Consider the following 24,805-nt stretch of genomic DNA (forward strand, 5'->3'; position numbering starts at 1 on the left):
GAGCTGCCATGTCAATCAGAAGCCTCGCAGTAAACCTTCCGAAAGACCCGGACAACGCAGACTGCGTGCTGGGTTGGGGTGTCGTGCAAAGCTCGCCATGGCGATTCGTCGACATCTACGCATCAAAAGAGGCTGCTGAAGCCGAGGCCAAATCTCGAGGGCCTAGGTATCACGTCGAATACGGATCTCACCGGCTTGGTTCAGATGATTTTATGGGTGGGCTGGAGCAGCCGCTGTCGGCTCACTCAAGCTAAAACCCATGCGGCAGTTGCCAGAGATAAGAGTGGCGGTAAGGCCTGGCTTGCCGCAATACTTTCGCGTGTAGCCGCTTGGCGATGTGCATTTGCCAAAGAAGCGCTCTCGATGGATTTCGCGCCCGTTGTCCAGAACGGCCACCACCGATTCGTCGCCACAAACCACTCCACCTTCAAGTCGATGCAGGTCGTGGATGGTGATGCTGTAGGTCACCCTGGTCATGCTTTGTCCTCTGCCAGGATCGATGCTGAGATGATCATCCCGCCCCACCGGCGTTCGCCGATGCAAATTGGTACCAGGTTGCCGCTGGCAGTGGTGTTCTTGGCGCTACCGAAGGCGTAGGACGGGGAGTTTTCGGGGGATGCGCTTTGCTTCAAGCCAGACGCTTGGGGGCTGAGCATTTGGATGACACCGCCGGCAGCGAGTGCAATGCCCACCGGGGCCAAAGCCTGAAACCCCGGAATGAACGATGCAGCAATCAGGACTGCGCCGATGATCGTTTGAAGCAGGCCGGCACGCTTGCTGCCGCCAACCACCGGCACGATGCGGATTTCCTGAGCGCCGCCCAGCGCAAAATCCTTCTCAGGTACGTTCTTTCTGTTCCGGAAAATGGCGAAGCGCAGACCGCGCCGCTCCAAGTCTTTGATCGCTGCGTCGAACCCCTCCAGCGTGTACTTCAGCGCCTTTAACGCCTCCCCTACGGAACGACTGCCCAGTTCGCGGTAGTGAACTCGGCCGAACAGCTTAATCAGCGGACCCGATAGAAGAATGGTTGTCATCATTGGGCGGCGATGTGAAGTTGCTGTCACGGTTTTCTCCAGACATAAAAAAACCGCCTTTCGGCGGCTGTTTTTTGGGTGTTCAAAGGCAATCTTTTATCGCCTGCTTCATGTCTCCGCGGCCATAGCCCGGCGACCATGCCATGCGCTGATACAGCGTTACGGTACTGCCCTTCGGTGCTTTGCGTATATCCAGCAGCTCGTCGGTCATATTATTGCTTGCGACCAGCAATCTGTATCCGTTTTCTGTCTCGGACATTGAGGCATCGCTTCTGGCGTCCTGCCATTTCGGGAAAACACACAGCGCATAACGCTTGGGATCTTTCGCGGTTGTTGCCTTGAAGCTCGGGTCATTTTTCTGAAGATCCCCAGGGGATACACACCCAGCCAACAGCGCTACCGCGAGCGCTCCTACGATCAATTTCATGCAGGTCACTCCTGTGGGAAAGGGTGCACGATATCACTGGCGCGGGCAGAAAAGAAAAAGCCCGGCGCTGGGCCGGGCTTCAGAAATTTTGTTCACTGACTTAATCAAGCGGCGTGAGCCTCGATCCATTGGTCTTTGCAGTGCTGAAATGTGCCGCCCTCATCAGGCGCCGCACCGGCTTCCACTTTGACCGGACCGTAATTGGCATGAATATATGCCGAGTACCACGCGCGCATCGCGATATCCGACGCGCCAGGCACCGGTTCGCTGCCCTTCTTTTCCCAGTTCGCGATCGTTTGCACGTCAACTCGAAAAAGCGCTGCCGCTTCTTCCTGCACCAAATCCTGTTCTTTCCGTAGAAACCGGAACTGGTGCCCCGTCATGGGTTTTTTTTGCTTAACAATGTCGACTGCAATCGCGCGATGCAGACCTTCCACGTCCTGGATTTTCACACCCTTGCCATACGATGATTCAACGATCGTATAGCCGTTTTTCAGGTAGATGCCCTCCAGGCCGCTCCCTGTATATTCGTACATTAGTTCACCTCCCATACGGTGACGGCGAACACCTCGCCAGGATCAAGAACAGGCTTGACCGCCGCAACCACGCAGACGATATCCCTCGGCGGAGGCTCGCACATTCTGAACTCAAAGCTTTTATGTTCTGCGCTATACGTTGGACCTTTGATTATGGCCCCGCGTTGCAAGCACCTCAGCGCCTCACCAACTGTCACCCCTCGTTGAGCCAACCTCAGGAGAAAATGATCAGTAAAAACCACTTTTGAAGAGTCCCGAGCAAGCACATGCACAAGATCCTCAAGCTGCCGCGGCGTCCACAACGGTGAATTAGTGCTCATATGAACCTATAATATTTATAGGTTGCGCAATACTAGTGCGCAACAAAACATTGTCAATATTTGTGTGAGGAGCCCCGCGCTGCTCAGTTCTCAAGTGCCCGTCTAACGCGGCGTTCGCCGATCCATAAGCGATCACGACGCGACAGGCGGTAAATTACTTTGCTGAGAATAGTCAATTTTTAAGCGCTGTCGCGCTCGTCAGAGACGAATTTTTATGACGCAGCACCAGTCGCGTGCGTTCGAGCCACGGCCCGCCGAAGACAATGACCTCTGACGGCCTGCCGTACAGGTGGTGCAGCAGGAAAGGACCCGGACCGAACGTTGCCGCATCCTCACCTGGCAAAGACGGATCGGTGCCGAGGAATATGCCGGCGTGGTTCGGATAAACCGTGCGCCCCACTTCCATCACGATCATGTCGCCGCGCTGCGGTTGATCGACGCGGTAGAAGCCGGCGGCCTCGTAGTTCGCCTCGTACAGGCTGGCGTTGTCCTTGCTTTCCCACCAGCCATCGGCGCGCTTGAAGGCTTCGAATTCCAGCCCCCACTCGCGCTTGTACCAGTCGGCGCACACCTGCCAGCAGTCCCAGGCCCCGTGCACGAATGGCCGCTTCAGCAGAGGCACGTCGCCAGATGGCATGACAGTTCTCAGATCGCCCTCCGGCCAACTGAGTATGTGCCAGGGCATCGCCGTTGCTTCGCACATGGCAAGGTCACGCGGCGACGGCCTGCTGGTTGCGTCTGGGTGCGAATGAACAACCCCGATCACTTCGCCGATGTCCTCGGCTGCCGCGTATTCCTCCGGATCGATGCGGAACTCGTCGTTCGGCTCGGTCGAGACATTGATGCAGGGAAAGTATTGCTGCTTGCGCCCGATCGCCAGCAGCAGCCCGCAACATTCTTTCGGGTACTCGGCTTCCGCGTGCACCTGGATCGCGTTCAAGATGTGCTTTCGCATGTCAGCTCCGTGCGATCAGGGAAACAGCCGGGAAGCCGCCGAACGGCAGCGGGTTACCCTCGCCGAAGCGCGGGATGCAACCCTTGCCCAGCGTGGCGTCGCATTGGTCAAGCTCGGGATTGTCGGTAATGACGCCGTCCTTCGTGACGTAGGGCCCGGTGTAGCCACAGTTCGGCCCGCGATATCCGCCGGTGAGGCACCAATGGCAAAGCGTCGTGGCCTGGCGGCCGATCGACTCATTGCCAACGTCGCCCGGGCTTGCCAGCTCCCAACTGACCGTCTCCCCGTCCTCGTTCGTCTTCTGGTCGATGTACCAGACTTCGATCGTTTCTTGAGTTGGGTCTGCCGACGGATTGCCGGCGGGAAAGTTCGCCGCGTCGAGATACGTGCCCAGCGTGTGGCGCATGGTCAACTTGAACTCGAGCAGATCCTCGAATGCCAGACAGAGCGCGGTGATGCGCCCATTCACGTTGCCCACTGAGAGCGTGGGCCGAACAGCCGTGCCGTCGCCGTTCGCCTCGATGCCGTCGATCTGCATCGGCCAGGAGCTGTACTCGTTGCCCTGCCAGTAGATCGCCTTCGCCGACAGTTGGTCCGCATTGGCGCCGGCGGCAATCAACTCGGCCGGCGTGTGCGGTATCGCGTGCCCGTGGAAGCGGAGAACATCCGCGCCATAGTCCGTGCCGTCCAATTCAAACAGCAGCACTTCGCTGCCAGGCTCAAGCACCTGGATATCACTGATCAGCGGCATGATTGCCTCTTATGGATGGAATGCCCGCTCGAAAGTGGCGGTGAGTTTGAAAACGCCGCCGCCCACCGGAGTGGGCACGGGGTTCTTGCAGGTGAACAGGCCAAGCTGTCCTAAGGGCGTGGTCCACAGAAAGGCTTTCGCGCCGGCGTGCCGATCAAGGAACGCCATGATCTCCAGCACCTTGGCTTGAGGGCCGCTGTAGGTGATCGGGTACGCGTCTTCCTTGTTGTTCGGCCCGTCGCCAACTTCCTGTTTGTAGCCGCCGCCAAACTGCGAGGTGCGCACCCGATAGGAAATCTCGGGCGAGTCACCGTGCTGGGTCGGCCAGTTGAATGTCTCGATGGCCATCAGCCCCTCCCGTTCGTGAGTTTCCAGATTGAGCCGCCAGGCTGCAGCGCTCGGGCGATCGCGGTTTCAGCTTCGGCTTTCGCCGCCTGCTGAATGCCTTTGCCAAGCTGCGTCGTGTCCTCTGTGCTGGCCGCGCCGCCAGCGCCTTGGGTTTGTACCGATACCGCGACGGGGAAGTTGTAAACGTTGCTGCCACCACTTCCGCCGCCGCTGATCGCGCGCACCCCCAGCTGGCCGCCAGCGGTGCGGGTCAGTGGCATGATTGCCTCTGGCCCTGCCTCGCCCATGACGCCGGTCTGCCCGCCTGTCATGCCGAAGGCTGTCGGCTTGCTCACAACGGAGTTGGTGAACGCCGCGCCATTGGCGAACATCTGAACGCCACCAGACCATGCACCACCATTCGCTTGGATGCTGCCCGGCGTGAAGCCTGACAAGTCACCGCTGTAGCCCGCTGCAGTGGAGCCTGCCGAGGTTGCCGCGCCGCCACCACCGAAGTAACTCGCACCAGCGCCGACCAGACTGCTCAGCAGCGCCGAACTGGCCTGGCGGGTCGCGATGCGCGCCATGTCCGCCAGAATCGACTTGGTGAAGTCAGCAAACGAAAGCTTGCCGGTCATGGCGAAGTTGACGACTGCGTCTTCCATCGAGCTGAAGGCATTGCTGAACAGGTCGCGAGTCTGGCCGGCGATGTTGCGCGCGCGCTCCAGATAGTTGCTGAACGCCGAGGTTGCCCCGTTGCGCCAATCGCTCTGCGCGGCCGACATCTGCTCGTAGTTGCTGAGCACTGTTTTGCTCAGGTCCGTCTCGCTTCTGTTGATCGCATCCAGCTTGGCCTGGTACTCCTCGGCGCTCATGTTGCGCGCCTTATCGGCCCGGTCACGCGCCAGATCCAGACGCTGCTGGTTGGCTCGATCGGCAATGCCGTTCAGTTCGCCGTTGATCGCGTTTTCACGATCGCCACGACCAACACCTTCGGCCGCACGACCGCCAGCGCGCCGCAGGGCGACGTTCTGCTGGTCGAGGGCATCGGTGTAGACCTTGATCGCCTGCGCCTGCTTGGCGAGCCGGCCCTGCTCGTTCGTCGCGATGACTTCGAGCTCACTGTCGGCTTCCTTCTGAGCCTTGACCATGTTGGCCCTGGCATCAGCGATCTTTTGGTCGAGCTGAATGCGTTGCTCTGCCGAGGTGCTGGCCTTGCCTTTCGCCGCCTCCAACGAACTGATTTCAGCCTGATACGCGGCGGTTACCTCGTCGCGCTCGTTGCCAATCAGTGCCTGGCGCTTGAGCAGGTAATCTTCCTGCGTGACCAGTCCGGCCTTCTGCGCGGCTTCCAGTTCCTTCTGGGCGTTTTCGTATTCGCCGAGGATCAGCGACAGCTGGTTTTTCGAGTCGTTGAACTCGGTCAGATTGACCGCCGAGGTCGCTGCCTTCGGGTCCTTGTTCTTGTCCTTGATGTTCTGGATCGTCTTCGTGACGACCGCTTCCTGCACCAGCGGATCATTCGGATTCGCCTTACGCAGCGCTTCGACGTCTCGCTTGTACTCCTTGATCAGCTTGTTGCGCTTCTCCTCGTTGGTGAGGTTCGAATCGCTGATTGCCTTGAGTCGCAGGCTTGCGTCGATACCGTCGCGCTCGGTTTTCGCCCGGTCAGCGTCAGCCTTGGCGCCTGCGGTGATTTCCTCTTTGCGCTTTCGCAGCAGGACGATCTGCTGCTCAAGGAACTTGGTGGACTGGCTATTGGCGCCCAGTTCGTCGCCGAAAAACGACGAGAGGAAGCCGCCGGACTTACGCCCATCAAGGATTTTCTGGTAGTTGGCGATCTGAGAATCAATCGACTGGGTACGACCAACATCCAGAGTCGCGTCCAGCGCGTCGGCCGCTGCTGCTTTGATTTTTTGCCAGGCGCCCTCAATCAGGCCGAGATTCGCTGTCACCTCACCGGTTCGATTTTTGATCGTATCAGCATAGGTGTCGGTGAGTAGCTTCGCCGCCCCGATGGTGTCGCCCTGCTCCTTCAGCGCCACGATCTGCGAGTAGACTGAGGCAGTGAGGAAGTTGTACTGGTCGTTGAGCTCCTTCGCTGCGGCGACCGGGTCCTTGGCGATCTTTGCGAACTCGGCGATCGTTTCGTCGATGGCTTTGCCGGTGGCCTTCTCCATCTGCAGGGCGGCTTCGGTGATCTCTTCGAAGCTGCCACTGGCAATCTTGCCGTTGCCTGCCAGCTTGGCCAGCACCTCGGCAGCAGCGCCTGTGGTGCCGACCGTTGCGCTTACCTGCTCAGCCATTGATGCAAGCTGAGTGGCGCTTGTGCCGGCGGAATTGCCGGTAAAGATGATCGCCTTGTTGTACTCGTCGGCCTCCTGGCTCCCCTTGTAATAGGCAAGGGTCAGCGCACCCACCGCAGCAGCAGCAACGGTGTAAGGGTTTACGAGTCCAAGGATGTAGCCGCCGAGAGCTCGAGCCGCAGGGCCGATCCCGCCGAACATGTCTTTAAGCTGTCCGCCTTGCTGCAAGGCAACCATTGTGATCGGCTGGCCTGCGGCAATAGACGTGAAAATATCGGTAAATTGCGCAGGAACGCCACGCAACGCTGCGGCATTTTGTTTCGCAGTATTCCCAGTTCGCGAAAGCGAGTCATCAAAGCGCGTCAGCTCGGTGCGAGCCTGATTGATCTTGGCCTGGTACTCGCTGAACGTCGCAGCATCTAAACCGATGCCCTTGTGCTTCGCCAGTCTGCTTTCGAGCTCGTCCAGACGCCCCAACGCCTTAACGGTCGGGTCAATCTGCCCAAGCAGATCGCTCAGCTCGTCCCTTTGATTCTTGATCGATGTCGAGGCCTTGTCAGCACCTTTAGAGACGCCTTCTGCGGCTTTCTCAGCCCGTGCGCCCGCCGCCGTAAGCTTGTCGAGGTCGGAGCTCGCCTGCGCAGCATCGGTCGAATCGACCTTGATGCCGAGTTCAGCAATAGAAGTCATGCGGGCTCCGTTATTTCGATTCGCTCATCACGAGCATGGCTTCTGCTTCCATGACTCGAATGTCGTGGAAGACTTCAGGGATTTCGCGCCGCTTCATGCCCAGCATCGAGGCCACCGGCGGCAGGGCGCTGTAGTCCAGCCCGGTCGCTCCACCCATGCCCACACGCCACTGCGTCGACATCGCCTCGAACAGCAGAAAGGCCGGCCAGTTGTCTGGCCAGACCTCGTACTCGACGGCGGGAATGTCGGCTAAGGTCAAGCCGAACGCCGCCAGCGCAGCTTCTGATGGGCCTGGCTCATAAATGGCACGGGCGGCGCCGGTCAGTTTCCCAAGCGGGCCGGCTGATAGGCAGTTTGGTACGCTTCCAGCACGGCCTGAGGCGCGCCGATGCAGGTGGTGACCAGCGCAGTCAGAGATTCGTCCGACAGCTTCTCGTCGAAAGCCCAGCTCGCAACGATGTCCTTGAGCTGACCAACTTGGAGCGCGATTTCGGCACCGGTCGCTTCTTGCCAGCTCATGTCGTCTTCCTGCACCTTCTTCGCATGCTCGTCGCGCGCCGCGTTCCACTTATCGAAGTGCGCGGCCAAGGCCAGCCGGTCCATGTACTTGAACTCGAATTCAACACTGACCGGATCAGCGCCGACGCGCGGGATCGCGACCTTCGCCTTGAAGGTCGGGTTCTGGGAGATCTTGATCTTGGCCATGGTTTACACCGCCGCCGCGTAACGAGTTGGACGGGAGGCCAGCGACAGGGTGATGGTGCGGGTCATGATGTTGTTGCGGTCGAGTGTCGGGGTGGCAGTGATGGAGACGTATGCGTTGTAATAAATCACCGAGCCGTTCGGCAGCGTCAAACGCAATACGCGAGGCGCTCGATCATCGTCGGCCGCTTCAACAGCCGCCACGTACGGCAAGCTTGGGTCGTCCGCCACAGTGATACTCATGCTCATCGGCGACTTGGTGGTCGGCAGTTGGCGGTCGTCGGATTCTTCAAGGAAGCCGAAGGTTGTGAATTGCTGCTCGCCGCCCGCACTGGTGCTGCCGGTGATCTGGCTGATTTGAGCCCAGCCACTCGCCGCACGAACCGAACCCGCGCCTGCACCAGCCGTGTACACAATGGTGTTGGTGGTGTTGATGCCTTCCAGCTCGAAGGTGCCAGTGTCGGATTCGGCCACGCGGGCGACCTTATCGTTCAGGCGGGTCCAACCGGAGTTCACGACGATAATGTCGCCGTCGGCAAGGCCGTGCGCGGCGGCCGTAGCAACCGCCGGATTCGCGTTGCTGATGGCAGTTACAGGTTTCAGTGCGCTGAAAGTAGCTGCGATTTCGAGAATGGAGCCGTTGGGAAGAATGGCGCTCATTGAGAATGTTCCTCTGTGCAGAAATGACAAAACCCGCTCAATGGCGGGTTCTGGGTTTGCCCAACGGGCGGATTAGTTGGTGTCGGACCGGTATTGGAACGAAGCCGATACCGTGAAGGTGTTGCCGTCTGGTATTCCCGGCCCGGGCGCAACCGGCGTCATCACCAGTGCGACAAGTCCGGCGCGGGGAATGCGAAGGTTCAGCGGGAACAGCGCGGCCAGCTCGTCAACGATGCCGCTCGCCTCGGTGCGGTACTTGCCGGATGCAGTCACGATGTTGACCTGAAACACACCGGTGTAGACCCGGTGATCGCCGCTCAGCGTGTTGCTCCCGGTGACCGCTGGCAGCGTGAACGCTCTCAGGTACGTCTCGCCGGCTGCCGGCGTGTAGGTCTCGTTCTCAACGACAACCTTGATCGGCTTGGTGCGGGCCTTGGCCCAGGCCAGCAGGCGCGATTCGAAAGCCGCAGCAATGATGTTGTGGCTCATACCTGGTTGTTCCTGATGGCTTCTTCGACGATCTGCTGGAAGCGGGCAAGAGTGATTTGCACCATGCCGGCCGGCGCCTTTGCCGAGTGGCCATATTCAAGCGGTATCGCGTATTCGAGATTGTTGATGATGTACGCCGCCTGGCCTGCCCGAAGGTCGCTAGCCGAGGCGATCAGTGACGCGATGGTGTCTTGGCCGGTTGGGTCAACCTCATCAAAGGTGACGCTCTCAATATTGTCGATTGACAGGTGCCAGTTGCCCTTGAAGCGCCCGGTGTCCACCGGTGACAGTCGAATCACAGAGGAGCCGATCTCGATCACTACCTCGCGGAACACGTCATCAATCGCTTCCTTGGCCTGCTCGGCGAACGCCGCCAGGCTCTCAGCGAAGCTGCCCTGCTGGCCGCCGTAGCGGCTGGTCATGTGATTCGCCATTACTTGCGCACCTGTAGCTCGAAGCCGACCGTGAGGCCGGCGAAGTTCCACGGAGCGACGGCTATCACCGTGTACACCGTGCCGTCGAATGTGATCTTGTCGTTGCTCTGCGGTGCAGGCATGTCTTCGCCAGTCAATTGAACCGGCGACACCAGGAGCTTCACGTCACCGCGAACGATCAGCGTCCCATCGATGTACTGGTTGTCGTACTCCTCGCGGAAGCCGGAGCCATTTACCACCAGCTCGCCGGGAATCTGAGGTGAGTCTGGGTCGTATTCGCCGATGATCTCGCGGCGCAAGACCAGTTCAAGGCCTTTCCCACCCTTGCTGCGGGGCGCGAGCATGCGGGTTGCCGTAGCCTTGGCGCGGTCATAAATGTCTGGCATCACTTCCGCCTTATTTTGTAGATGGCTGAACACCGGCAGTTGGCGCGCTCACTCCAGCCAGCACCAAGTGCAGAATCACCTGGGTACCGCAACAGGGCCCCGTTCGGGCTCTGAAATGGCTGATCCTTCTGCACTTCCTGCCCGCCCATGACCGAATGCGTGTGCCGGACCTTCTTGTCAGCCCGATCGCGCCAAGTCTTAGTCACCGAATCTCGATCAAGCCCCTGAGCAATCAACTGCTCGTAAACCTGATCCCGGCCGGCACCGAAGGATTCCAGCGCCTCAGCCTTGGAAAGCATTTCGGCGTAGGTCTTCATAAGACGATCTGCGTACCGACCAGCGATCTTGTCGACGTCAGCTTGAGCAACAGGCTGGCCCGCATTGATCGCGCGATTCACGATGCCATCGAAGCGGCGATCCCGGCGCTTGCGCTGCAAATAGCTGCGCATTTCGTCAGGGTTTCCGCTCAGCAACTGCTGGCGGGCATTGATGACGTATTGCGCGTAGTTTCCGGGTAGGCCAATCACACCGCCTGAGCGGGATCCTGTTTGCGCGCTTACTCGTCCAAGTAAATCGAGCGCCGCCTGCCGTGGGCTTCGGGTCATTGGCGTGGCGCCTACTTCGACCTGCAGCGACGGCGTAGCAACAGCGCGACTGCGCGAACCCATAACAGCCCGAATCGCCTCCCGCACATTCACATCGGCGTCGCGTCGTATCTCGGCGGCTTTTTCCACCAGCCACTGCTCTGGCTCAGGCTTGCGGACGTCGAATTCAAATCGCCCCAGATCTTTCGGGATCGCGATTGCCTTGATCTCGAACTTGGCGCCTGCGATGTACACATTTCGAGCCAGCTCGAGGAAGGCCGCCAGCGCTCCCAGGCTCAGCAGCGCTGCCAGCCCGTTTTCGTCCTCTTCGGTAATCAGTCGCTCAACTTCAGCCACCGTTGCTGCGCCTACCACCAGCTTGATCTGGTCCAGGTAGGCCTTCTGCATCGCAGGCTCCATCCCCTCGATGGCCTGGATGATCTGCGCCGGGGTCATACCACAAACACCGCAGGAAGCGTGTAGCGGGCCACCAGCACAGGCGAGATCATCTCGTCGATGATGCTGATCACCGGCCTGACCGACGCCGCGCCATCTGCGCCCGCCGCGACAGAGAATTCCTCCTCAACCGGGCCGACCTTCTGACGTTTCACCGTGGACGCGGCCACGAAGTCAGGACTCAGGCTTCCCGGCTCGACCAATTCACGCAGTGCGGCTTCGTACGTTGCCTGCTCAACCTCAACCGGCACTTGATCGGATGGGATTGCATGCCCCTCGTAATCCTCAGCACCGGTGCGCGGCCACTCCCTGGCTTGCCCTCTGCCCTCGGTCTTCACGCCGGGGAACAATGACTGCCACACACCAGAAGCCAGCAGCTTCCGGTAGCGGCCGTCGATGTAGACCGATGCCCGAATCAGCGCGGCCTGCTTCACCACGTCATCGCCTGTCCACGCGGCATTCGCGCGCGCAGCGTGATAGGCGTCGGCAGCTGCGACGGTTCCGTAAAAGTCTGGCATCGGGATATCTCGAATAGGTGGAGCGTCATGCGCTCCGGTTTTGCGGGGTGTTACGCCTTGGCGGCGGCCAGTGCGGCCTGCAGGGCTTCCAGATTTGCTTCGGCGTCGAACTCAACGTTCAGCGCCTTCAGCTCGTCGACGACCTTCTGCTTTTCGGCAGCGGCAGCAGTCTCGGCTTCTTCCAGCTTCTTGCGCAGGGTTTCGACTTTGCTGTTGCCAGCGGCATCAATGCCCAGCGCCTTCAGCTTGGCGAGCAGTTCAGCCTTTTCGTCGCCGGACGGAGCCTCGACAGCCTCAAAACTGAGGACATCGATTTTCTTGGCCTGCTCGAGCTCTGCCTCGGTCAGGGTCAGTTCCCGGCTTGCACCGATGCCGATCATCTTGATCGCGCCCATGGACCAGAGGCCGCGCGGGCAGGTACCGCTGTTGGTGACTTTCACTTTCATGACAACCCCCTTAGGCAGGCTCGGACACGCCGTCCATGTACGCCATGGCGCCTGGCAGGCGAACTTCAACACCGCCGGTACGCGCGATGATGCCGGTCTCGAAGCCCATGATGGTCTTCTGGTGAACCGGTAGCACCATACGAGGCATTGGCAGGTGGAAGCGGATCACGTCCAAAGCGCGACGGTACGCGGCGATACGACCACCGCCACCAGCACCTGCGGTCGACAGCGAGTCGGCCGTCAGGATGGTCAGCGGGCGACCGGTGCGCGCGGTGTACACGTTGGAAGTGCGGAAGCGCTCCAGGATGGTCGGGCTGTTCGCTTCGGTGCCGACGAAGGTGGTCGAGATGTAGTCCATCACTTCGAGAGGCAAGGCCAGGGTATCGGCCAGCTCGACGTTGTTCGACGCCTGCGGCACCACCTTGAGCAAAGTGTTGAGGTCGTTCAGGACCTGCTGCGGTGTCTTGTCGACGAAGAGCGTGGAGCTGCCAGTGCCGGTGGCCGCAGCGGTGATGGTCTGCACGTTGGACTGGTTGACAAAGCCACGCCAGTTTTTCTCGGTGCTACCGGTGGTGGCGATGTCGTAGAGCAGGCGCTCGGTGGAGCGACTTGCCGACATGGCTTTCAGGTCATTCAGGTTGCGGCCATACAGAGCGGCCTGGTTGACCTCTTCCAGATTCCACTCCCAGCCGGAGCCGATCATTGCGTAGTCGTGCGAGCCTTCGCCCCACGAAACGTTGTTGAACGGCATGTCATTGGCGGCGCCGGACAGGAACTTGGCTTCGCCCGCGAGTTGCATGCTGTAGAACTGGGTGCCGATCGCCCACTGGTTGCCTTCAGTGACGACAGGCATCAGGTCGCGATAGCTGTATTCCGGGTAGCGAGCTTCATAGATCGCGGTTTCGATGTTGCGGCCCTGGGCTACAACGAATGGCAACGCTGCTTGAGCGTCTGCGAATGCTTGTCGCATGTTATGCGCTCCGGTTCTTGAGGGAGATTTCCACGATGTCGCCGGCGGCACCAGTGGTGTCGAAGAACGCGCTCGGGATCGGGCCAACAATGCCGGCGCCGGCAGCGTTGGTGTAGGTGTTGGTGGCGGTCACGTAGTACACCGGATCGCCATCGACCACCGGCGTGCTGACCGTCACGTACATCTGGCCGCGCTCACGAATGGACGCGGTGAAGTACTGCGGGTAGCCGTCGACCAGTGTCGAGCCTGCTTTCACGGCCGGGACGGCCGGGGTCAGCTTGGCAATGCCGACGAACTTGCCGCCGGCTGCGAATGGAACAACGCCATGGTCGCCGGCGCCGCGCTGGACTGGTTCGCCGAAGCGGACGCCGGCAGCGTTTTCGATGGTGCGGCTGATGTCGTTCTTGATCTCTTCGTTCGCCGAGGCGCCATGAAGGCCCTTGGCTGGACGATCAGGGTAAGTCGTTTGATAAGCGGCCATGATAGCTCCTTACTTGGCGGGCTGAGTGGAGTTGAAGTCGGCCAGCATCTTCGCGCGGGCGGCTTCAGCCGGGTTTTCGCCTGGCTTACTGTCCTGATGGATCATGTGCTGCCGGAACGGATCATTGGCCGGGTTCTTGGCAGCGTCCTCGACCAGGATCTCGAAGCGCGCATCGATGTAGGCATCAGCCTTGCCGGCCACGGACGCATCACCCAGCTTGGCGACCACGACAGCCTTGCGGATGTCGGCGTCGGTCTTCCCGGTGTAGTCGGCGTCAGCGATCGACTTGGCCTTGCTGATCAGGTCAGCGCGGGCGGTGACGCGCTTGTCGATGTCGGCATCGCTGAGCTGCCTGGCTTTGAGGGCGTCGATCTCGGCGTCTTTCTTCGCCAGTTCGCCATCCTTCAGCGCCAGCGCAGCGGTATGCGCGTCGGTCAGGGATTTGATGTTTACCCCGGCATCGGCCAGCTGCTTGGTCAGCTTGTCGATCGCCTGGGCGCCTTGGTCGGTCGTCTGGACGGACAGGCCATCAACGATGACCGTACGCAGTGAATCAGCCATGTCATGGCCTCCTTGGGGGGTGTGTGGTTTTTGGTCACCGATGCGAAGGTGCTCGCCACCCCGAGCGCGATGCTCAAGGCTGAGGTGATTCATTTTCATAGGGCCGAGGAAGCAGTCGTACTGCTCGCCATCGGGGGAAACGCCATCCTGAAACACGACTTCGGCGCCGTACCCCATGGACAGCTCGCGCTTGCCGGACTCGTAGTCCTCGATCGCCTTGGCGTCCATCAGCACCAGCGGCACCTTGACGAACTGGCCGTCGCGGACGACTTCGCCGCCGGTTTGGCCGATAGCGACGTCTTTCCAGTTCTTGGAGTTGACGCCGTCCCCGCCCGGGTGGCCGTTGGTCATTGGTCGGTAGGCGTACGAGTGCATGGCGTCGGCATGGAATACCGCGCTTTCAGGTCGGTAGACCCGAACGATGGGTTTGTCTCGCAGGCCGTGCTCGTTGTCCGGATCGATCTCGGTGCCCAGATAGTCCTGGATGCCAGTGCGGGCCACGCGAGCTTCGGCCACGAGGTATCCGTCTGCGGTGCGCCGAACGCCCGAGACAGTTACAGAATCGTGAAGGATCATTTGTTACCTCGGCTGGGTGCCGTTCAGTTCGCGCCGGGATGGTCGGCTCATGATTTGCCGCTGGAGAATGTGTAGGTGGTGTCTGAAGTCGCTGCTGTCGTCGGCGTGCTCGACGGGAAGCCCCGTGAACAGGTTCCAAGCGGCAACCAGCGCGTCGAGGACTTTCCTTTCGTCGTCGCTCATCATGTACGGGCTCGGTCAGAAACTCGTTGGCTTGGCGACAGCGCGTGTAAGCGCCATGAGCCCCGTCTGCAGGTCGGTCGTACCGATATCCAGCCAACGCTCATTCAGATGGGATAGGGAACTGAGCTTGTCGACCAGCTTGCCCAGCTCTACGCCGTGCGCCTTGATCTCGTTCATCAGCGCAGCGTCTTCCTCGCTGAGCTGGCGATAACCCGTGATTTTTGGCTGAGTAAAGGTTTCCATGTCATACCTCCTGAATAGTGGATTTCCACTCGGTGTTGACCTCTTCGAATATCTCCGGGCCAAACTCGATGGCGCCCCGGTATGGCTCGACCTTGTCGATATTGACGCTGCCGGGTTCGTAGGTGAAGGTGATGTGCGGCTGATAGTCCGGCCAGTCCCAAGAGGCACCAGCCTCAACGATGGAGACATGCCGCCAAGCCAGCTCGGAGCTGTTGAACAGCAGCACCACCGCGCCTTCGCCGAACTTGTCGATCAGCCTTGCGCCACCTGGTGCAATCTTGAGCTGGCCCTTGCCATCGCCCGACCACGACTCGCCGACCTTCATCCAATCGACCGGATTGCGGCTGTAGGCGACGGTGACGTGCAGGTCATCAGCCGGGACGGTTGATTCGAAGCCCTGCGACTTGGCCCACGCGATGATCTCGGCGCCATTGATGACCTTGCGGGACACATACAGGGAGCGAGGCGCGGCGTCAGTGATCGCTTTCTTCGCCACCGGCTGATCCGCAGCAGCGCCCGGCAGGTCGGCGTCGTCATCGGGCAGCTCACGGCCGAACTTCTCGATCGCCGCTTCAAGCCCCGGCATTACGCTCAGCTCGACCAGCAGGTTCACTGCGGCGGTCGAAAGCGCATCCTCAGGGAACAGCCCGGAGTCTTTCAGCGCCTTGATGGTGTCGGCCGTGGTCTTGCCGATATCGGCCCGCTCTTTCGCCGTGGCCTGCCAGAGTGGCGCCCAGGTGTAGTGCACCTCTTTCGGCCGACTGCCGAGCGCGGAGCGGATCAAGCCCTCATCCAGCACGCTCATGGCTGGCTTGATCTCCAGCTTCTGGCGTGAGGCGACATTGTCGTAGTAGTTGCGGGTGTTCTCTTCGCCATTGGCGCCCAACCCTGTCGAGGACTGACCGAACATGCGGGTGCCGGGGATGTCGAACGCGCCGGCGACGCCCTGCTCTGTCTTGGCGATCACCTCCGGCAGGTTGCCGAAACTGGCCGACTTGGAACTGTGCGTCTCTTGCCCGTCGAGGATCAGTGTTCCGTTGATGCCCTTGGCCGTGGCAGCAAGACGCAAGCGCTCCAGCAGCAGGCGCTCGTAGTTTTTGTCCTGCATGCTCGACATCAGGTTCGGGATGTTGATGACGTCGATCTTGGCCTCGTAGACCAGGCTGACCACGTTGGCGACCGTCTCGTCGTAGTGACGCACCGCCGGCATTGCCGACAGCAGCACCGAGTCGCCCCAGCCGAAGCCAGTGCCTACGGCAAGCTCAGAGTCTGGGTGCGGCACGCCGACGAAGATCACCAGGCGGGATGGGTGAATCTCCACCGTCGAGCCGGGCAGCCGGTACGCCTTGGGCTTGCCGAAGCGCGGGCTTTGCGGGTCCTGCTCGATCTCCGTAGCGCTGAGCTGGCGGCGGGTCATCACCGTCAGGTACTTGATGCCGCCCTTTTCTACTCGATCCGGCTTCAGCTCAGACGCAGTGTCACGCTCACCGGTGCCGATGAACACAGCGGCACCGCCGAACAGACGAGCCTTCAATAGGGCTTCCAGAATCTTGCCCTTTACGTTGAGGCGATCCTCTTCGGCTTCGATCAGCTCGATCTGAGCCTTGTTGGCCTGCCAGTTGCGCCAGTTGCGGCACGCATCTACGGCCGGAATACTCACGCCCTTCTGCGCTGTCCACGATCCACGAAATGCGTTCAGCAGTTGCTGGTCGTCCATCACTGGGAGCGCATAGTGCGAGTGCGATGCCTTGTCGCGCGCAGTACCCAGTCCTGCGACCAGGTTCTGCAGGCTGTCTTTCAGATAAGTGAATGCGCTCATTGGCCGCTCACGTTTGCGAGTGTGTAGGAGTTTGCGAGGCCGTACCGCTGGGCGATCATGTAGCCCATCGCATCCACCATGTGGTCGAACCCGCCTTTCTTGTCAGGGTCGCCTTTCTTGTCGTAAACCTGCCGCTCAAGGCACTGAGTCAACTTCGGACACTGGTCAATGTTGACCTTGTAGCGGCGCTCGCCGTAGGCGTTCAGGAACATGGCGTTGACTGCGTTCACGCGGTCTTTCACGCCCGGGTTCGTCGAATCGACGTACACGGCAAAGCCTGCTGTGCGAAGCAGCGACAGATCGGACTCGCTCGCGTTTTTGCTGCTGGTGTTCTGGCCGCTGGCATCGGGGTACACCGCGATGCTGTGCCCGGGGAACCGTGACTTGATCTTCTCGATCATCTCGGGCGTGTCGCGCACCGTGTGGAATTCGTCGAGCGCCAGAGGCAGACCGTTACGGACCACGTTGACGACCGCCGACATCTTCATGACGTTGAAGTCGATGCCGATGTGCAGTGCTTCACCGGGCTTGATCCGCTCGGTGGTGCGGCACTCATCTCGGTTGAAGGTGTAGTAAACGACGCCTTGATAGTTCTCGAAGCTCGCCTCGTATTCCTGGCGGAATGTGCGGGGGTCCATCTTGCGGCGCGCCGCATCCAGCTCTTCAGCCGGAACGTTGCCGCCATCGAGCGAGGTGTAGAGCCAGCTCTTGTGATCAGGCTCATGCCCCGGCCGGCCGTCTTGAAACGTGTCGTAGCAGTGATTGAATCCCTTGGGCGTGCCGATGCGTAGCGCGTGACCCCCCTTCCGCATGCCGATGCCCGGTATCGAGTATTGGCAGGTCGAAAGCATCGGCCGCAAAACCTCTTCCCAAGCCTCCCATGGACAGTCAGCCCATTCATCCACCAGGACGAAGAACAGACCGGAGCCCCGCAAGTTGTCGTAGTTGTCGAGCCCCACCACGCGCATGACGTGGCCAGACTTGAGCGTGATCGAGCATTCCGTCTCATTCGGGCGATGTGCACGCCAGGCCTCAGGGATCGCCTGCTTCAGCCGTCGCCAGAACACACGCTTGGCCTGCTTGAAGGTCGGCGCGCCGTACCAGATCTCATCTTCGACGCTCACGCCCCACTCAGCAGCCAGCCGAGCAGCTCGGCGCATCTCAGCTTTGCCCAAGAATGTCTTGCCGAACCGTCGACCACACACAGCATCGCGGAAGCGCGCCTGAGGCTGGAAGCCCCAGCAGTAGATGTTCGCCTGTTTCGGCGTCAGCTTTACCGGCGGGTCATAGGTACGGGGTAGCGGGGACATTCTCATCAGGCTCCAGGGTGTACTCAGCAACGGCGTGCTGCTGGTCCGCTTGGGAGCCCAGAGGTTTTTCAGGTTCGAGGCGACGATTCACGTAAACGTCGCCCACTTCTTTGGCTGCCTGCTCCAGCAACTGGGCAGTCAGCGCCATGTTCTTCATGTTCTCGGCCTTCTCTGCCATGCGCCCCAAGGTGCGGAGTCGATACGCTCGGTTGGCGATCGGGATCTCGGCCGTCTCTTCGCGAAACCTCTTGCGGGTGTCGTTGAACAGCGTCTGCCACTTCACGTGCAGGTTGCGTCCAACGTACTTGGTTGGGTCGTATGCCTCGCACTGTTGGCGGGTAACTTCGAGCCCGAATCTTTCTTTGACGGACGCCACCACTTGAGATGGCGTGTCAAAGCAGGCGAGAGCCTGTACGACAAAGGCTTTCACCTCGTCTCTGAGTGCGGCCATAAGTGGGCATCCGTCAAAGTACTGTCAAAGTCAGGCCGACTTGAGCAGACAGGTTCCGCAGGCCCTCGATATGTTCAATTTCCCCACCTCAGCAGGATTGTTTGCAGCGTCTACCAGCTCTTGCACTTGAGGACTCGCCCCATACCGACGCACAACACCGACGAACTCTTCAACGTCGTGTCCGCGCATCTCAAGCTTGGGCAATCCTTCCTGGGTGAACTTGGGTGCGCCGTACTGATCGGTCGCTTGGGCAATGTGGTAGAGCTCATGCTCAACCAGTGCGCAGAAGTCAGCGTCGGAGCACTGAGCGCAGTAGTCGGCAGCAAGCGTGATGATGTAGGCCGGCACGTCGCCGAACCAATCCAGCATCTGTTGCTCCATGCGGGCTTTCTGCCAACCACCAGCGCGGAACGCTACCTGTTCGGCCTGGCCTACCACCGTCCGACCCTTTTTCGTGAAGGCGGCAGACGCCCACATCACACGAATATCCGCATCGATCAGATGGGCGTGCTCTTCGTTGTGGATGCTTCCGGTGTCGGCAAGAATCTCGGCCTGGAGCCACTCCCACACTTCCGGGGCGGGGATCAGACGGATACCGAAACTGGAAAGGTCCGACAGCTCAAGCAGCGATGCTGGAGGCATTGGCCTATTCATCGGTTCATTCCTTCCGTAAAAGCGTTTGGTCTATGGTTAAGCAACCGATCAACTTACGGAGGAAGACAAAATGATCGAGCGCATCACTGAGGGGTTGGTCATGCAGGTTGCCAGAGAATGGGCGGCACGAAAGAACAAAAGCGAAGCGACCACCGTAGCCAATGCGAGCGAAACAATGGCCGCTCTGAAGATTAAGCTCAACGAAGAGGAATACGACGAAGCCTTAGCTAGGCTCTATCGCGAGTACGAGGAGTCTTAACGCGTGCTCAACTCACAATGATTTAGGTGCTACATGCCGTTGCCCACCGCCGTCATCCCAGCTGTGGACATGCGCACCTGATTTGTCGGCCATATCTTTCTCCGTGTCGCGACACAATTTGCACTCTCGCGAAACGTGTCGCGACCTACTTGCTCTGACTGCGCTTGATTTGCGCGTCCACCTGGTCTGCGCAGGTGTCGAGCAGGTTTATGGCTTGGTTCTTCAGTTCCCACAGCTGGCCGTTGTCGGCGAGGTCTTCATCAGCTACCCGCTCACATGGCACCAGCTCAGGGGGCTCGACTCTTACTGCCGCTGTCTTTGTTACCACCGCCGGCTTTACCGCGCAGGCCGTCAGGAAGAGGCTGAGCAGCCCAATCACGAACAGGCTTGCTGTTGCGTTTGAGTTCTTCAAAGTTCTTCTCCGCCTTTCTGGCTTTGGCCTGGCTGGCCTGTAACCGCTTGTTCAGGTCTTTCTGGTAATCGGCGTTGCGCTGGGCTTCGGCGCGGAGTGTGGTGATCGTGGCCTGGCTTTCGAGGTTGGCGTCGACCGCCTTCTTCTTCTCGCTGGCTTCGAATGCCACCTCCCCGCGAAGGGCGACGACTCGAGACTGCTGGATCCCTATGAGGAGCAGGCCGACCAGGGCGATGATGATTGCTGCGGCGAAGGCCTTCATGCGGCATCCGCCTTGCGACCGAGGAAGCGGGTCACCAGCTCGCGAATGGCTGTCACGCCGAGGAACCCAATAGTCCCTCCAGCAGCAACCGATAAACTGGAAGGCCAGGCCATCCACTCGATAATGCTGGACGCGACCAAGCTCAGCGATCCACAGATCAGCGCCTCGAAAACAATTCGGCGCTTACTGGTTTCCTTCGCGTCGTACATGACTCGAAGCAACGATACGGTGATGGACATGATCACGCCCTGCCAGAGCGGATTGCTCAACGCCAGCCAGATCTTGGCCCATGTGTCTGGCTTGTCAGGCATGTTTGGCATCCGGGTTGCCTCCCCCTTGGGGAGATTGATAAATCCGGCGTCCGCTGCACTCCCAGCTCGGGGCAATGGGTGTGGGGAGCCGAAAACGAAAAGCCCCTGCGACTGCAGAGGCCCTGAATAGGCGCGCGGCGACCGAAACCCGGCAGCGCATAAGCAAAAAGCCCCGCACGTGGCGAGGCTTTGAAGTGGTCGTGCGCTGGAGGTAAGTTGCGCAGTGTGGGAAAAGTACATCAAATTCCCCACCATGACAACACCTTTATGCCGCATCCTCTGAATTTTCTGTGTGAATAACCTGCCACACCGGCTGTTGAGCCTGAATATCCACTTCCTCGATGGCGTTTCGCAGGAAATTCCAGATGTCGAGCCAGTCGCGATCCCAGTGCTTGGGCTGGATAGCGATCCCGTACAGCCTCATCATAGCGTCAGACACTCGAGCTGGCCCCCACGCATCACCGCCGTTTGCCTCGGCCTTGTAGGACTGCAGGGCACAGGTGATCAGACAGTGCACCTTCGCCGCCTTGGCATCGGTGAGCGAGCTGAAGTCAGTATCCGACCAGATCAGCTTCTCGGCGTTGAGCATGTGAACGACCGTCATGCATGGGTGGTAGAGGTAGTGCCCCAGCTGCTGCACCTGAAACGGCAAGGACTCGATCGCCTTCTGGACCTTTCCCATGGTCACCAGGTGGGCGGCGCGATGTGTCGACCGACCAATCGGCGTTCGGCGTGTCTCGGCGATGTGGATTTTCTGTCGCACGGCCTTGATGCGCTCTTCCTTGTCGTCGCCCTGGGCAGCGAAGATGATCTCCCGGAGCGCCGCCTTCTCCTTCCGGACGACGGTTGCGGATTTTGCCCGGTCAGCCGCTGCCGCACTGATTGAGGCGTTCGACTCATGCTGTGCGTCTGTCCACGCTTGACGTGCGTTGATCAATTTCATGCTGCCTGCCCCTTCTTCAGTTCCCGAGTCTTGGCCCGGTATTCAGCCTTGATGGTTTTGATTTCTTCGACGGTGTACTTGCGGGGCTCATGAGGCCCTTCAAGCCATGCCACGGTTTCGGCGCCGATGCGCTGCAGCAACCGGATGCGGTACTCGACTGCGTTCCCGGAAAGGTTGCGGTTGCACTTCACGCACTGGCGGTGGATGTTCAGCGGCTCGAAACGCAGCTCCGGACAAGCGCCGACGGATCGGTAGTGCCCAGCGTCCCAGCGACTGCCCGTCATCAGGTCGTTGTCGTTCGGCATCGAGTCGCAGCTGATGCACGGCAGGTGCGCGTCACGCAGGCGGACGTACTCGTTCACGGCGGCCTGGGCCTCGCGCAGGTGATCCGCCCTGCTCTTCAGCTTCTCCTTGCGTACCTGGATCTCGCGGCGGTCGCGCTGGGCAATGGCCTTGCGGGCTTTTTCCATGTGGCGCGGTGCATCAATCGCCGCACAGGCTGGGCTGCAAACCGCCTGCCCCATCCGCGACGGGACGAATGAGGCCCTGCAAGTAGCAACTCGGCATTTCTTCGGCTTGGGCTGCTTCCGTTCAATCGTCATGCAGCCTCCTGGCTCAACAGATCATCGAAGTACACGCCCTGCGGTGCGAAGCGCGCGACAATGCGATCGGTGTAGGCAATGCCCTGGGCGCGATTAAACAGGCTGGTTACCGGCATCCCGTCAGGGCCGAAGAGCTTGCACTCCCCCATCAAGTCGAGCTTCGTTTCGTATGGAAGGTGGCGCATGACCCGGTACCACTCAGCCTGAAACCCGGCATCCTCGTTCAGCAGGATCTGCACGCCGATGTGCAGCTTGCAGTAGCGCCGGGCTTCAGCCTCATCGCCGATCTGGGTCATTTCCGCGATGCGCTTGTACATTGCGAACCACAGCCGGTTCTGGTCTAGCGTGCGGTCCTTGCCCGGGCGCAGCGACACCACCACGAACTTCTTCTGGCGGAACATGGCGGTGAGCATGCCGATGGCTTCGGTGAGCTTGGTGGAGCTGTTCACGCTGATTTTGTCAGTCATGGCTCCTCCCGATCGATCATGGTGCGCAGATCGCGGTCAAGGTCGTGCACCGGCACCCAGTCGTGGCCGATATTCATCTGCACGGCGACAAAGTCATTGCTTGGCTGGTCGCACTTCTTACGCAGCCAGGTGTAAAGCACATGCGTCTCGGTCATGACCTGAACGTTTTGCTCTAGCATTCCGTTTCGGCGAGAAAACTTGTCGTTGGCCTCACGCAACGCCTCGTTCTCGGCCTTGAACTGGTCGATCCGTGTGCGCAGCACATCCGCGCGATGGCGGCCAAGTTCGGACGCTTGCACGGTGGACTGCACCCAATCGGTTTTCTCGATCCACTCCGAAAATGCGTACTCGATTTGCCCAAGCCGGTTGTTCTCGGCCAGCAGCTCAAGCGCCACCTCCTCCACGGTCTTCTCACCGAGGAATTCCTGCAGCGCCTCGGTGTTGCGCTTCCAGTCTGCGCAGTCGGCACGGAATGACGCGGCTTCGGCCCACAGGAGCTTCTGGAGTTTTTGTTTGTCGATGCTCATTGAGCCGTACTCCTTGCTTCCAATTGTTCAGCCTGCTGAATGAGCAGCGCCCGGCGATCCGCCAGCTCATTGGCTGCCTGAATTCGCATTTCTGTTTTTTCCTCGACTGATGCTTGGCGCATGGCGAGCATCGAATCCTTCACCGCGGCGAGCCTCTCGCGCAGTTTTGGCGAAGGCCGCGCAATCTCACCGGTGAGCAGTGCTACGACGGCCCGACCGTCTTCAGTGACCGGAGCGACACTCAAGTCGGCCAGGTACTGCTGAGCGCGCTCCTGAGGGATTCGCTGCATCTGCACGGCCTTGGTGATCGCCTGTGTGCGGCGGTTCGCGTCGAAGCCGACCGACACATGCCAGTTCACTTCCTTGCTGTCCCCCCGGGCCTGCCCCACCAGACGCTCGTAAGCACTGTTGAACGCCATGCGCGCACCGACCTTGTCGCCGGCGTCGAGAACAGGTTTTGCGGCTGCCAGCGCAAGCTGAATCTCGTCGGTCAGCACCACGGTCTCGAACTCGTCGTTCGTGGTCATGGCGATCGCCCACGCTTCGTCCTTACCCGGGCGACCATCGGCTGCCTGCACTCGCTGGAGGATGTCGGCCATCGCCAGCTTGCCCTTCACCTCGAAGCGGCAAGCCTTCAGCGCGGCCTTCACAGCGGGCACCGAGTAGGCGCAGAGGTCTTCGGCCATCATCGCCGCGGTGCCTGGGTTCATTTCCTGACCCATGGCCTCGGCGGTGGCGCAGATTGCAGCAGCGAGCCCGGCAACCTGCTGATCGTTCATTTCAAAGGTACTCATTGCGCTCTCCCGCTTGGCGCTTGGCCAAGACCATTTGCGCGGCCTGCTCGGCGGCGGAGACGTTCGCCTCGGTGCGTTCCATCTGGCGCGCGGTTGTTCCGTTGATGCGCTGCCCGGTCACCCACTGGGTGTGGTAGCTCTCCGCGTTCGCCAGCAGCTCGTTGAGGCTGTGGCACTTGCGGAGCACGGCGGCATCGCTGGTTTTCAGGAAGTGGGCGGCGACGTGATGGGCGACATCGGCGCCGAGGCGGTCAACCAATTGCCCGAGCTGGCCACCGACCTTGGCGTTCCACACAGGCCAGGTGCTGTAGCGCTTGCGGTACGCCATGGCGTAGTTCGCCCAGACCTTGAAAGTTTTGCAGGACTGATCCTTGGGCCCCGGCATGTCAGCGGGAATCTCGACCCGTGGCGCATCGGTTCGATCGACCACCAGAACCAGATTGCGGGCCGGCTTGTCCGGGCTGCCGTGCAAGTCCTGACTGGTATCCTGATTGGTACCCTGATGATTGGTATCCTGATTTGTCGGAGATTTTTCCGACCCTTGCTCGGATTTTTCTCCGACCTTGCTCGGATTTTTTTCCGAGGTAGATCGGATTTTTTTCCGACCTTCGTTCTTTGGTGGGGTCGGATATTTTTCCGACCCATCCACCTTCTGGTTCCACTCAATCGCCTTCTCGGTCAGGCGGAACAGCGTGATGTTCGAAGTGCTCGAAAGCTCAATCAATCCCGCCTCTTCCAGGGCCTTCAGCATGCGGTAAGCGGTGTCTGGCTTGTCAGTGAGCAGCGGCAGCTCCTCGATGATCTTGGCCTTGCTCAGCGCGAAGAAGATCCCGTCGTCAGTCTTGATTGGCTTGGTCCAGCTCGGGCAGCCGTAGACGAAGGCGAACAGCAGGGCCTGCTGAGAATTCAGCCCCCACTCCAGCGCCTTGACCTGATTGATCGTGACGGTGAATTGCATA

Annotated in this window: 36 protein-coding genes; 2 read left to right on the forward strand and 34 right to left on the reverse strand. The window is 60.1% G+C overall.

All coding sequences use genetic code 11. The annotated features are described in order from the left end of the window. Nucleotides 1-8 precede the first annotated feature (8 nt). Nucleotides 9-254 (forward strand): hypothetical protein, encoded by a 246-nt coding sequence (locus D8U71_RS28560; RefSeq protein WP_130887440.1) that lies wholly within the window; start codon nucleotides 9-11, stop codon nucleotides 252-254. Here D8U71_RS28560 and D8U71_RS06770 read toward each other — a convergent pair. The 26 genes from D8U71_RS06770 to D8U71_RS06900 form a co-directional block, all read right to left on the reverse strand. Next, complete coding sequence (locus D8U71_RS06770) at nucleotides 211-477, reverse strand: hypothetical protein (protein WP_130887441.1); 267 nt, start codon at nucleotides 475-477, stop codon at nucleotides 211-213. The genes D8U71_RS28560 and D8U71_RS06770 overlap by 44 nt on opposite strands. Next, entirely contained in the window at nucleotides 474-1,037 is a 564-nt protein-coding gene (locus tag D8U71_RS06775; protein ID WP_130887480.1) for a tail assembly protein, read from the reverse strand. Before D8U71_RS06775 ends, D8U71_RS06770 begins: the two co-directional genes overlap by 4 nt. Before the next feature lie 79 nt (nucleotides 1,038-1,116). After that, nucleotides 1,117-1,461, reverse strand: coding sequence for a hypothetical protein (locus D8U71_RS06780; protein WP_130887442.1), 345 nt, complete (start codon nucleotides 1,459-1,461; stop codon nucleotides 1,117-1,119). A gap of 104 nt (nucleotides 1,462-1,565) precedes the next feature. After that, on the reverse strand, nucleotides 1,566-1,997 hold the full coding sequence (locus D8U71_RS06785; protein WP_241664207.1) for a transcriptional regulator: 432 nt from the start codon (nucleotides 1,995-1,997) through the stop codon (nucleotides 1,566-1,568). Nucleotides 1,998-2,489: 492 nt separating this feature from the next. Then, nucleotides 2,490-3,272, reverse strand: a complete 783-nt coding sequence (locus D8U71_RS06795; protein WP_130887444.1) for a C40 family peptidase — start codon at nucleotides 3,270-3,272, stop codon at nucleotides 2,490-2,492. Between the two features lies 1 nt (nucleotide 3,273). Next, entirely contained in the window at nucleotides 3,274-4,023 is a 750-nt protein-coding gene (locus D8U71_RS06800; protein WP_130887445.1) for a phage minor tail protein L, read from the reverse strand. 9 nt (nucleotides 4,024-4,032) lie between these two features. Beyond that, the gene (locus D8U71_RS06805) at nucleotides 4,033-4,371 is read right to left on the reverse strand and encodes a phage tail protein (protein WP_130887446.1); all 339 of its coding nucleotides are present in this window, start codon (nucleotides 4,369-4,371) and stop codon (nucleotides 4,033-4,035) included. Continuing rightward, the gene (locus tag D8U71_RS06810) at nucleotides 4,371-7,346 is read right to left on the reverse strand and encodes a phage tail tape measure protein (RefSeq protein WP_130887447.1); all 2,976 of its coding nucleotides are present in this window, start codon (nucleotides 7,344-7,346) and stop codon (nucleotides 4,371-4,373) included. The genes D8U71_RS06805 and D8U71_RS06810 overlap by 1 nt, the downstream gene beginning before the upstream one ends. A 10-nt stretch (nucleotides 7,347-7,356) precedes the next feature. Further along, nucleotides 7,357-7,605, reverse strand: a complete 249-nt coding sequence (locus D8U71_RS06815; RefSeq protein WP_130887448.1) for a DUF1799 domain-containing protein — start codon at nucleotides 7,603-7,605, stop codon at nucleotides 7,357-7,359. Nucleotides 7,606-7,667: 62 nt separating this feature from the next. Then, entirely contained in the window at nucleotides 7,668-8,051 is a 384-nt protein-coding gene (locus D8U71_RS06820) for a phage tail assembly chaperone (protein WP_122602516.1), read from the reverse strand. A 3-nt stretch (nucleotides 8,052-8,054) separates the two neighbouring features. Beyond that, nucleotides 8,055-8,708, reverse strand: coding sequence for a phage tail protein (locus D8U71_RS06825; protein ID WP_130887449.1), 654 nt, complete (start codon nucleotides 8,706-8,708; stop codon nucleotides 8,055-8,057). A gap of 72 nt (nucleotides 8,709-8,780) precedes the next feature. Continuing rightward, entirely contained in the window at nucleotides 8,781-9,197 is a 417-nt protein-coding gene (locus D8U71_RS06830) for a phage tail terminator-like protein (RefSeq protein ID WP_130887450.1), read from the reverse strand. After that, a complete protein-coding gene (locus D8U71_RS06835) occupies nucleotides 9,194-9,619 on the reverse strand; it encodes an HK97 gp10 family phage protein (RefSeq protein WP_130887451.1) in 426 nt (141 codons plus the stop codon). The genes D8U71_RS06830 and D8U71_RS06835 overlap by 4 nt, the downstream gene beginning before the upstream one ends. 11 nt (nucleotides 9,620-9,630) lie before the next feature. Then, on the reverse strand, nucleotides 9,631-10,017 hold the full coding sequence (locus tag D8U71_RS06840; RefSeq protein ID WP_130887452.1) for a hypothetical protein: 387 nt from the start codon (nucleotides 10,015-10,017) through the stop codon (nucleotides 9,631-9,633). Further along, nucleotides 10,017-11,057: a hypothetical protein gene (locus D8U71_RS06845; protein ID WP_130887453.1), complete on the reverse strand. Its 1,041-nt coding sequence runs from the start codon at nucleotides 11,055-11,057 to the stop codon at nucleotides 10,017-10,019. Before D8U71_RS06845 ends, D8U71_RS06840 begins: the two co-directional genes overlap by 1 nt. Next, the gene (locus tag D8U71_RS06850; RefSeq protein WP_130887454.1) at nucleotides 11,054-11,575 is read right to left on the reverse strand and encodes a DnaT-like ssDNA-binding protein; all 522 of its coding nucleotides are present in this window, start codon (nucleotides 11,573-11,575) and stop codon (nucleotides 11,054-11,056) included. Before D8U71_RS06850 ends, D8U71_RS06845 begins: the two co-directional genes overlap by 4 nt. Nucleotides 11,576-11,625: 50 nt before the next feature. Then, a complete protein-coding gene (locus tag D8U71_RS06855) occupies nucleotides 11,626-12,021 on the reverse strand; it encodes a hypothetical protein (RefSeq protein ID WP_130887455.1) in 396 nt (131 codons plus the stop codon). Between the two features lie 10 nt (nucleotides 12,022-12,031). Continuing rightward, nucleotides 12,032-12,991 carry a major capsid family protein gene (locus D8U71_RS06860; protein WP_130887456.1) on the reverse strand — a complete coding sequence of 320 codons (960 nt, stop codon included), beginning with the start codon at nucleotides 12,989-12,991 and terminating at the stop codon, nucleotides 12,032-12,034. A gap of 1 nt (nucleotide 12,992) precedes the next feature. Further along, the gene (locus D8U71_RS06865; RefSeq protein WP_130887457.1) at nucleotides 12,993-13,472 is read right to left on the reverse strand and encodes a hypothetical protein; all 480 of its coding nucleotides are present in this window, start codon (nucleotides 13,470-13,472) and stop codon (nucleotides 12,993-12,995) included. A gap of 9 nt (nucleotides 13,473-13,481) precedes the next feature. Further along, a complete protein-coding gene (locus D8U71_RS06870) occupies nucleotides 13,482-14,609 on the reverse strand; it encodes a DUF2213 domain-containing protein (protein WP_130887458.1) in 1,128 nt (375 codons plus the stop codon). A gap of 3 nt (nucleotides 14,610-14,612) precedes the next feature. Continuing rightward, the gene (locus D8U71_RS06875; RefSeq protein WP_130887459.1) at nucleotides 14,613-14,795 is read right to left on the reverse strand and encodes a hypothetical protein; all 183 of its coding nucleotides are present in this window, start codon (nucleotides 14,793-14,795) and stop codon (nucleotides 14,613-14,615) included. 12 nt (nucleotides 14,796-14,807) lie between these two features. Next, nucleotides 14,808-15,035, reverse strand: coding sequence for a hypothetical protein (locus D8U71_RS06880; protein ID WP_130887460.1), 228 nt, complete (start codon nucleotides 15,033-15,035; stop codon nucleotides 14,808-14,810). Between the two features lies 1 nt (nucleotide 15,036). Next, nucleotides 15,037-16,854: a phage portal protein gene (locus tag D8U71_RS06885; protein WP_130887461.1), complete on the reverse strand. Its 1,818-nt coding sequence runs from the start codon at nucleotides 16,852-16,854 to the stop codon at nucleotides 15,037-15,039. After that, nucleotides 16,851-18,164, reverse strand: coding sequence for a terminase (locus tag D8U71_RS06890; protein WP_130887462.1), 1,314 nt, complete (start codon nucleotides 18,162-18,164; stop codon nucleotides 16,851-16,853). Before D8U71_RS06890 ends, D8U71_RS06885 begins: the two co-directional genes overlap by 4 nt. Next, a complete protein-coding gene (locus D8U71_RS06895) occupies nucleotides 18,139-18,615 on the reverse strand; it encodes a DUF2280 domain-containing protein (protein ID WP_056785392.1) in 477 nt (158 codons plus the stop codon). The genes D8U71_RS06890 and D8U71_RS06895 overlap by 26 nt, the downstream gene beginning before the upstream one ends. Nucleotides 18,616-18,645: 30 nt before the next feature. Beyond that, a complete protein-coding gene (locus D8U71_RS06900; protein WP_130887463.1) occupies nucleotides 18,646-19,269 on the reverse strand; it encodes a putative metallopeptidase in 624 nt (207 codons plus the stop codon). Between the two features lie 70 nt (nucleotides 19,270-19,339). Between D8U71_RS06900 and D8U71_RS06905 the strand changes: the two genes are divergently transcribed. Next, complete coding sequence (locus tag D8U71_RS06905) at nucleotides 19,340-19,528, forward strand: hypothetical protein (protein WP_130887464.1); 189 nt, start codon at nucleotides 19,340-19,342, stop codon at nucleotides 19,526-19,528. Between the two features lie 287 nt (nucleotides 19,529-19,815). Here the strand turns inward: D8U71_RS06905 and D8U71_RS06915 are convergent, their stop codons facing one another. From D8U71_RS06915 to D8U71_RS06950, 8 genes are all read right to left on the reverse strand, one after another. Further along, on the reverse strand, nucleotides 19,816-20,202 hold the full coding sequence (locus D8U71_RS06915; protein WP_130887465.1) for a hypothetical protein: 387 nt from the start codon (nucleotides 20,200-20,202) through the stop codon (nucleotides 19,816-19,818). Next, on the reverse strand, nucleotides 20,199-20,513 hold the full coding sequence (locus D8U71_RS06920) for a phage holin, lambda family (RefSeq protein WP_162276419.1): 315 nt from the start codon (nucleotides 20,511-20,513) through the stop codon (nucleotides 20,199-20,201). The genes D8U71_RS06915 and D8U71_RS06920 overlap by 4 nt, the downstream gene beginning before the upstream one ends. Nucleotides 20,514-20,778: 265 nt before the next feature. Beyond that, nucleotides 20,779-21,456 (reverse strand): hypothetical protein, encoded by a 678-nt coding sequence (locus tag D8U71_RS06925; RefSeq protein WP_130887466.1) that lies wholly within the window; start codon nucleotides 21,454-21,456, stop codon nucleotides 20,779-20,781. Further along, the gene (locus tag D8U71_RS06930) at nucleotides 21,453-22,058 is read right to left on the reverse strand and encodes a recombination protein NinG (RefSeq protein ID WP_130887467.1); all 606 of its coding nucleotides are present in this window, start codon (nucleotides 22,056-22,058) and stop codon (nucleotides 21,453-21,455) included. Before D8U71_RS06930 ends, D8U71_RS06925 begins: the two co-directional genes overlap by 4 nt. Continuing rightward, on the reverse strand, nucleotides 22,055-22,525 hold the full coding sequence (locus D8U71_RS06935) for a hypothetical protein (RefSeq protein WP_130887468.1): 471 nt from the start codon (nucleotides 22,523-22,525) through the stop codon (nucleotides 22,055-22,057). Before D8U71_RS06935 ends, D8U71_RS06930 begins: the two co-directional genes overlap by 4 nt. Then, entirely contained in the window at nucleotides 22,522-23,052 is a 531-nt protein-coding gene (locus tag D8U71_RS06940; RefSeq protein ID WP_130887469.1) for a hypothetical protein, read from the reverse strand. The genes D8U71_RS06935 and D8U71_RS06940 overlap by 4 nt, the downstream gene beginning before the upstream one ends. Further along, nucleotides 23,049-23,846 carry a hypothetical protein gene (locus D8U71_RS06945; RefSeq protein ID WP_130887470.1) on the reverse strand — a complete coding sequence of 266 codons (798 nt, stop codon included), beginning with the start codon at nucleotides 23,844-23,846 and terminating at the stop codon, nucleotides 23,049-23,051. Before D8U71_RS06945 ends, D8U71_RS06940 begins: the two co-directional genes overlap by 4 nt. Then, nucleotides 23,833-24,804 (reverse strand): phage replication protein, encoded by a 972-nt coding sequence (locus tag D8U71_RS06950; protein ID WP_130887471.1) that lies wholly within the window; start codon nucleotides 24,802-24,804, stop codon nucleotides 23,833-23,835. The genes D8U71_RS06945 and D8U71_RS06950 overlap by 14 nt, the downstream gene beginning before the upstream one ends. Nucleotide 24,805: the final 1 nt, after the last annotated feature.

Origin of the sequence: Pseudomonas sp. Sample_21, assembly GCF_004307525.1 — a bacterium.
GTDB classification, from domain to species: Bacteria; Pseudomonadota; Gammaproteobacteria; order Pseudomonadales; family Pseudomonadaceae; genus Aquipseudomonas; species Aquipseudomonas atacamensis.

Excerpts from the sequence above, each read along its gene's own strand:
- D8U71_RS28560 (WP_130887440.1), top strand. The coding sequence starts at position 9 with ATGTCAATCAGAAGCCTCGCAGTAAACCTTCCGAAAGACCCGGACAAC.
- D8U71_RS06770 (WP_130887441.1), bottom strand. The coding sequence starts at position 477 with ATGACCAGGGTGACCTACAGCATCACCATCCACGACCTGCATCGACTT.
- D8U71_RS06775 (WP_130887480.1), bottom strand. The coding sequence starts at position 1,037 with ATGATGACAACCATTCTTCTATCGGGTCCGCTGATTAAGCTGTTCGGC.
- D8U71_RS06780 (WP_130887442.1), bottom strand. The coding sequence starts at position 1,461 with ATGAAATTGATCGTAGGAGCGCTCGCGGTAGCGCTGTTGGCTGGGTGT.
- D8U71_RS06785 (WP_241664207.1), bottom strand. The coding sequence starts at position 1,997 with ATGTACGAATATACAGGGAGCGGCCTGGAGGGCATCTACCTGAAAAAC.
- D8U71_RS06795 (WP_130887444.1), bottom strand. The coding sequence starts at position 3,272 with ATGCGAAAGCACATCTTGAACGCGATCCAGGTGCACGCGGAAGCCGAG.
- D8U71_RS06800 (WP_130887445.1), bottom strand. The coding sequence starts at position 4,023 with ATGCCGCTGATCAGTGATATCCAGGTGCTTGAGCCTGGCAGCGAAGTG.
- D8U71_RS06805 (WP_130887446.1), bottom strand. The coding sequence starts at position 4,371 with ATGGCCATCGAGACATTCAACTGGCCGACCCAGCACGGTGACTCGCCC.
- D8U71_RS06810 (WP_130887447.1), bottom strand. The coding sequence starts at position 7,346 with ATGACTTCTATTGCTGAACTCGGCATCAAGGTCGATTCGACCGATGCT.
- D8U71_RS06820 (WP_122602516.1), bottom strand. The coding sequence starts at position 8,051 with ATGGCCAAGATCAAGATCTCCCAGAACCCGACCTTCAAGGCGAAGGTC.
- D8U71_RS06825 (WP_130887449.1), bottom strand. The coding sequence starts at position 8,708 with ATGAGCGCCATTCTTCCCAACGGCTCCATTCTCGAAATCGCAGCTACT.
- D8U71_RS06830 (WP_130887450.1), bottom strand. The coding sequence starts at position 9,197 with ATGAGCCACAACATCATTGCTGCGGCTTTCGAATCGCGCCTGCTGGCC.
- D8U71_RS06835 (WP_130887451.1), bottom strand. The coding sequence starts at position 9,619 with ATGACCAGCCGCTACGGCGGCCAGCAGGGCAGCTTCGCTGAGAGCCTG.
- D8U71_RS06840 (WP_130887452.1), bottom strand. The coding sequence starts at position 10,017 with ATGCCAGACATTTATGACCGCGCCAAGGCTACGGCAACCCGCATGCTC.
- D8U71_RS06845 (WP_130887453.1), bottom strand. The coding sequence starts at position 11,057 with ATGACCCCGGCGCAGATCATCCAGGCCATCGAGGGGATGGAGCCTGCG.
- D8U71_RS06850 (WP_130887454.1), bottom strand. The coding sequence starts at position 11,575 with ATGCCAGACTTTTACGGAACCGTCGCAGCTGCCGACGCCTATCACGCT.
- D8U71_RS06855 (WP_130887455.1), bottom strand. The coding sequence starts at position 12,021 with ATGAAAGTGAAAGTCACCAACAGCGGTACCTGCCCGCGCGGCCTCTGG.
- D8U71_RS06860 (WP_130887456.1), bottom strand. The coding sequence starts at position 12,991 with ATGCGACAAGCATTCGCAGACGCTCAAGCAGCGTTGCCATTCGTTGTA.
- D8U71_RS06865 (WP_130887457.1), bottom strand. The coding sequence starts at position 13,472 with ATGGCCGCTTATCAAACGACTTACCCTGATCGTCCAGCCAAGGGCCTT.
- D8U71_RS06870 (WP_130887458.1), bottom strand. The coding sequence starts at position 14,609 with ATGATCCTTCACGATTCTGTAACTGTCTCGGGCGTTCGGCGCACCGCA.
- D8U71_RS06875 (WP_130887459.1), bottom strand. The coding sequence starts at position 14,795 with ATGATGAGCGACGACGAAAGGAAAGTCCTCGACGCGCTGGTTGCCGCT.
- D8U71_RS06880 (WP_130887460.1), bottom strand. The coding sequence starts at position 15,035 with ATGGAAACCTTTACTCAGCCAAAAATCACGGGTTATCGCCAGCTCAGC.
- D8U71_RS06885 (WP_130887461.1), bottom strand. The coding sequence starts at position 16,854 with ATGAGCGCATTCACTTATCTGAAAGACAGCCTGCAGAACCTGGTCGCA.
- D8U71_RS06890 (WP_130887462.1), bottom strand. The coding sequence starts at position 18,164 with ATGTCCCCGCTACCCCGTACCTATGACCCGCCGGTAAAGCTGACGCCG.
- D8U71_RS06895 (WP_056785392.1), bottom strand. The coding sequence starts at position 18,615 with ATGGCCGCACTCAGAGACGAGGTGAAAGCCTTTGTCGTACAGGCTCTC.
- D8U71_RS06900 (WP_130887463.1), bottom strand. The coding sequence starts at position 19,269 with ATGAATAGGCCAATGCCTCCAGCATCGCTGCTTGAGCTGTCGGACCTT.
- D8U71_RS06905 (WP_130887464.1), top strand. The coding sequence starts at position 19,340 with ATGATCGAGCGCATCACTGAGGGGTTGGTCATGCAGGTTGCCAGAGAA.
- D8U71_RS06915 (WP_130887465.1), bottom strand. The coding sequence starts at position 20,202 with ATGAAGGCCTTCGCCGCAGCAATCATCATCGCCCTGGTCGGCCTGCTC.
- D8U71_RS06920 (WP_162276419.1), bottom strand. The coding sequence starts at position 20,513 with ATGCCTGACAAGCCAGACACATGGGCCAAGATCTGGCTGGCGTTGAGC.
- D8U71_RS06925 (WP_130887466.1), bottom strand. The coding sequence starts at position 21,456 with ATGAAATTGATCAACGCACGTCAAGCGTGGACAGACGCACAGCATGAG.
- D8U71_RS06930 (WP_130887467.1), bottom strand. The coding sequence starts at position 22,058 with ATGACGATTGAACGGAAGCAGCCCAAGCCGAAGAAATGCCGAGTTGCT.
- D8U71_RS06935 (WP_130887468.1), bottom strand. The coding sequence starts at position 22,525 with ATGACTGACAAAATCAGCGTGAACAGCTCCACCAAGCTCACCGAAGCC.
- D8U71_RS06940 (WP_130887469.1), bottom strand. The coding sequence starts at position 23,052 with ATGAGCATCGACAAACAAAAACTCCAGAAGCTCCTGTGGGCCGAAGCC.
- D8U71_RS06945 (WP_130887470.1), bottom strand. The coding sequence starts at position 23,846 with ATGAGTACCTTTGAAATGAACGATCAGCAGGTTGCCGGGCTCGCTGCT.
- D8U71_RS06950 (WP_130887471.1), bottom strand. The coding sequence starts at position 24,804 with ATGCAATTCACCGTCACGATCAATCAGGTCAAGGCGCTGGAGTGGGGG.